The organism is Acidiphilium iwatense (assembly GCF_021556475.1).
Taxonomy (GTDB): Bacteria; Pseudomonadota; Alphaproteobacteria; order Acetobacterales; family Acetobacteraceae; genus Acidiphilium; species Acidiphilium iwatense.
Genome location: NZ_JAKGBZ010000098.1, coordinates 1 through 4,891, shown reverse-complemented (window position 1 = coordinate 4,891; position 4,891 = coordinate 1). Strand labels below are relative to the sequence as shown.

Genomic DNA, 4,891 nt, shown 5'->3' with positions numbered 1-4,891 from the left:
GAGGCTGAGCTTCACCACATACTTCTTTACGGCACTTTGTTTCGCGGTCACGAACCATCTCCGTCGTTGCGGAGTCATCGAATCGAAGGTCCGCCGCAAAATCAATGACGGAGGGTACTAGTGGTCCAGGGCGTCTTTGATCCGACCGGCGAGATGGTCGCTTTAGTTTCTGTCGGCCAGCATCTTGCCACAGAACTCGAACTGGCACTTGTTGTCAGGTCCGATCTTACTGGGCAAGGTCTCGGAAGCGCTCTGATGGGAGCGCTCGATAATTGGCTCGGAAATCTGCCCATCATAGCTATCGATGCTGTTCTTCTAGTCGATAATGCCGTAGCGGTTGGAATGGCGATGCGCAGGGGATTCGTCGCTGCAGGGCAATCAGACAGATCCATCCATCTGCAAAAGTCGCTGAAATCGGCGACCTGCTCCTGCTGTCGAACGCTGGCTTTCGAAGCGCGACATTAAAGGGGGAAAAGTGGACGACCTACAAGCATTTGCTCGGCATATATTCGAGTCACAGCCGTTCAGCCGATTCATCGGTGCCCAATTAACGAACGCCGGTCCGAAAGATGCCGAATTGACTCTGCCGATCACGGACAATCTGAAGCAACAGCACGGGTTCGTTCATGGCGGAGCAATTAGCTATCTCGCCGACAATGCGATCACCTTCGCCGGTGGGCTGGCCCTTGGAGGCAATGCGCTCATCTCGGAATTCAAGATCAACTACCTGAAGCCCGCACGCGGCTCACATCTGGTCGCACGGGCTCAAGCCAAGGGCATCGGAAAGCGCCAAGTCGTGTGTCAATGCGAAATCTATGCGGTTGAAGACGGCGAAGAGAAACTATGCGCGATCGCTCAAGGCACCGTCGTTCCTGCTTCCTGAAAATCGCAGCCTCCGCCATACTCTGGACCGATCACACTTCTTTCCCGGAGTGCTTCACCAAATAAACCGATCCCACTGATTAGGTTCTATATTTGTTTGGCTTTGCTACTGAATTTTGGCCCAGCGGTGATGGCGAATTTTGGCCCACCCCCGTCATCAACCTAGGGTCACCTCGGCACGATCGGGGGGCCACGCGTGGATTGGAAAGCCAAAGTGGAATTATTCGAGCAGCTCCGTCGGGAGCATGAGTTTGGGATCGGCACGGTTGCCGGTGTAGCGGCAAAATTTGGGGTTCATCGGCGGCGCCAAGCGCTGGCGGGCGCGTTGCCGCCTGTGCATCAGTATCCGTCACGGGTGAAGCCGAAGCTGGATGGGGTGGTTGAACTGGACCCTGCGGTGAGGACCAACGCCGGGTGGAATTAAGGTGGAAGCGGCGCCGTTCTGATCTCCATTTATATTACGCTGCTTGCTGCTGTTGTGGCTGTGGGTATGTGGGCGGAGCTGCGAAGGTTCCATCGACGCAGTCGATGGAAAGCAGCGGAGGGAACGCGATAGCGTTGTCCAAGCTGGGCCGAGGGATAGTGTTTTCTGGCTGCATGGCTCTCGATCTTTTACGATGTGATCGAGCAAGTCGATTTCCAATTTGGTCAGGGCACACCGTGGAGGTTCGGCTGGGGTAGTGCGATTGGCCATGGTAAGCCAGAAAATCCGCCAACTGATCAGGCAGAAGATCGCGATCAAATTCGCGAGGCGTTGCGCAGTCCGGAGCTTGGCATCTTCGGCTTTGCAACCCGATTTGAGGATCTTGTGAAAAACCTCGATCTTCCACCGAAAAGCATACCACTATAGCTTCTCGATCGTATCGCGCCGGGACCGCACGGCGAGATCGGTAATCAGCTTCCATTTGATTTTCTCACGATTTTTCGGTGATCCCCTTTCTTCGGCATGGATCACCGTGAGGATCAATGGCGGATATCGTTTCTGTTTGCCGATCGGCGGCAATACCGTGATCTTGCGATATTTGAGCTCCAGGATTGCTTCATCAGGTTCCCCCCGCCCGTTCCGTATCTCGATACGATGCAGACCGGCGACCTTGACCTCTTTCATCTCCGTGGCAATCGTGTGACCGCCGTCGCCCGCCAGGCGATCGACACATGTCCTGATCAGAAAATGGGTTCCCATCTCCTGGGCCGTACAAAACAACTCGTAAATATCGCTTTCCCGGTCGCCGATGTGAACGCATCGACCCGGATCATCGAGCAATTCTGTTGACTGGCGTAGATTTTCCAGCCACCGAAAGCTCTCCTTCTGCTCGATCGGCACCCTGGTCGGGTTGATCTTGCGCTTGAGGGCCGCCGTGCCTTTGAATTTCTTGCGCGTCCAGAATTTGACCGCCGCAAGGCCCAGCGGCAGGCCCTCGCGTGTCAGGACGAGGCTCGAATGCATCAAAATGCCGCAGACCGCGTGCGACCGTATCCGGCCAGCCTTGTCGCGCCCGCTGTTGACGCTCTTCGTCAGCCCGATCGCTGCCTGATCTTCCCTTTGAAAAGTGAATTCCGTCGTGTCGTGCAGAACAAAAGCAAGATCCTCGGTGGCCGCCATTCGCTCTCTGGTCGCTGCAAAATGGCCGACCATGATATCGGCCTCATTCACCCGGTCGTTCGAAAAAAACCGATAGGCCGCCTTGGTGTGAGCCCAGTCCTGGCAGGCTCTGGGAATAGTTTCTCCCACCGCACCTCCAATCCGGCCCAATAGATCCCCCAACCGCTTCTTCAGACGCTCATCCGCCAAATGACAACCGGATACCTCCCGATCAAACCATGTCGTATCTGTCTCGTCCATCGCACCGCCTCCGAATCGGTGCCAGACAAGGAATCACACACGATTCGAGCCGGGCAATACCCAGACCCCAAACATCTCAAAAATGTGGGTAATCGAAAGCTGCCCCGGTCGGTTACCAACGCCATCACGCCGGCTTCGCCGACGCCGATCCTGCGCGCCTTGGATACAGACGGGGCTGTTCAGCCGTCGTCCTTCCCTGGAAACGCGGTTCTTGACCCACCCCATAAAAGTCAAGAGGGATCGGCAGACGTCACTCGATGGACGATTCGAACGCGCAACCGCAATGCCCCGCTCCAGATGGCGTGGCACAAATTGGCACAGTTTCCCGTCCCGCTGACAAGTTTTGGTGACACATAGTCCCTATATCTTGCTTTCGGCGGGCAAAGCTCTGCCGCAGCGGCACACGGAGATTCTCCGTAGGATCGCGCATCTTTGCCAGATCCAAACTCGATGGAAGCACCATGACCGAAAACGCTCCCCTGATCCGGGCATTCTTCGACGAAACCACCCATACGGTGAGCTATCTCGTGGCCGACCTTGCCACCCGCCGTGCCGCGGTAATCGATCCCGTGCTCGATTACGACGCAGGGTCAGGCGAGGTAGACACGCGCCCCGTCGAGGCAATCCTGCGCGCCGCCGAGGCGGATGGGCTCGTCATCGAGCACGCGTTGGAAACCCACGCCCACGCCGATCATTTGTCGGGCGCTCCGTTCATCAAAATGCATACCGGCGCGCGGATCGGAATCGGCGAGCATATTCGTGATGTGCAGCGTATTTTCCGGCCGGTTTTCAATGCGACCGACGTGAAGGCTGATGGCGGCGATTTCGATTGCCTGTTTCGCGATGGTGAACGCTTCCGCATCGGCGGTCTGGAGGTAGAAGTGCTGCACGTTCCGGGCCACACGCCTGCCGATATCGCGTATAAAATCGGCGATGCGGTGTTCGTGGGCGACAGTCTGTTCATGCCCGATTACGGCACGGCGCGCGCCGATTTTCCGGGTGGTGACGCGCATCAGCTCTACCGTTCAATCCACCGCCTGCTCGCACTACCCCTGGAAACGCGGCTGTTCATGTGCCACGACTACAAGGCGCCTGGACGCGATCACTACGCCTGGGAGACCACGGTGGCCGAGCAGCGCGCCGGCAACAAGCACGTCCATGACGGCGTCACCGAAGACGAGTTCGTCGCGATGCGAGAAGCGCGTGACGCGACCCTCGCCGCTCCAGCGCTTCTGCTGCCGTCGATCCAGGTCAATATCCGCGCCGGGCGGTTTCCGCCCGCCGAGTCCAACGGCGTGTGTTACCTGCTCATCCCTGTGAAATCCAAAGGCGGGCCGACTATGGCGTCCGACCGGGCCGATTAAATCAAGACGGCCGACAGCCGAAATTTGCACCAATGATGTCGAGGATGAATATCATGAAACGTCGTACCGTTGCCGCTGGAATCGGCGGACTTATTTCGGGTTCAATTGCGCTTTTCGGGTTCGGCCGCAAGGCGGCTCTGGCTGACTCATCTGGAGGCATGACGGGTGGGATGATGTCCGGCAGTGGCATGCAGGACATGATGTCGCGGGGGAACATGATGGGGCCGATGAAACTCGGCATGGAACTGTTCGAACGCCACGCTGAAATCCAACGCGCCACGGAATATTTGCCGAACGGCATCATTGACGCGACGGTTTCGAGTAACCCAAAAACAGCCGGCATCATCCAGGCGCATGTGATCGAAATGTATCGGCGCTTGGCCGAGAACCGCCCGTTCAATTATATGATGAGCCCCAGCGCCACCGCGATGCTGCAGAATCCCACAAAATACCGGCGCTCCTATCGGCTGTTGCCGACCGGCATCGAGGTGACCGAGACCTCGGATGACCCGGAAATGGTCAAGGTGATCTACGCGCACGCCAAGGAGCTCGACCGCTTCGCCAAGGACGGCATGCCAGCGATGATGCGCGGCATGATGGGGAACAAAATGTAGCGATCAGATTGCGAACTGCGCTTGCAACATGCCAGTCTGCCCAAGAGAACCAATGACTCACACCATGAACCGCGCCGGGAATCCTGGAGGCCATTTTGTTTGACTCAGGCGACCATAGCCAGCTCGTTCAGTTGTTCATAGTAGCGCGCCTCGGCCTCGGCGGGTGGGATGTTGCCGATCGGCTCGAG

The 4,891-nt window shown here is 57.5% G+C and carries 6 protein-coding genes; 5 read left to right on the top strand and 1 reads right to left on the bottom strand.

The features are described from left to right. Positions 1-120 precede the first annotated feature (120 nt). The 3 genes from L2A60_RS19855 (at position 121) to L2A60_RS19845 (ending at position 1,732) form a co-directional block, all read left to right on the top strand. On the top strand, positions 121-465 hold the full coding sequence (locus tag L2A60_RS19855) for a GNAT family N-acetyltransferase (protein ID WP_235706193.1): 345 nt from the start codon (positions 121-123) through the stop codon (positions 463-465). A gap of 10 nt (positions 466-475) precedes the next feature. Further along, on the top strand, positions 476-883 hold the full coding sequence (locus L2A60_RS19850) for a PaaI family thioesterase (RefSeq protein WP_235706192.1): 408 nt from the start codon (positions 476-478) through the stop codon (positions 881-883). Positions 884-1,501: 618 nt separating this feature from the next. Beyond that, positions 1,502-1,732 carry a hypothetical protein gene (locus tag L2A60_RS19845; protein WP_235706191.1) on the top strand — a complete coding sequence of 77 codons (231 nt, stop codon included), beginning with the start codon at positions 1,502-1,504 and terminating at the stop codon, positions 1,730-1,732. Here the strand turns inward: L2A60_RS19845 and L2A60_RS19840 are convergent. Beyond that, a complete protein-coding gene (locus L2A60_RS19840; RefSeq protein WP_235706190.1) occupies positions 1,727-2,725 on the bottom strand; it encodes an IS4 family transposase in 999 nt (332 codons plus the stop codon). The genes L2A60_RS19845 and L2A60_RS19840 overlap by 6 nt on opposite strands. Positions 2,726-3,186: 461 nt before the next feature. On the opposite strand from L2A60_RS19840, the gene L2A60_RS19835 reads away from it, so the two are divergent. Together L2A60_RS19835 and L2A60_RS19830 are read left to right on the top strand one after the other, a co-directional pair. Continuing rightward, the gene (locus L2A60_RS19835) at positions 3,187-4,089 is read left to right on the top strand and encodes an MBL fold metallo-hydrolase (RefSeq protein ID WP_235706189.1); all 903 of its coding nucleotides are present in this window, start codon (positions 3,187-3,189) and stop codon (positions 4,087-4,089) included. Between the two features lie 53 nt (positions 4,090-4,142). Next, a complete protein-coding gene (locus L2A60_RS19830; RefSeq protein WP_235706188.1) occupies positions 4,143-4,703 on the top strand; it encodes a hypothetical protein in 561 nt (186 codons plus the stop codon). Positions 4,704-4,891 lie beyond the last annotated feature (188 nt).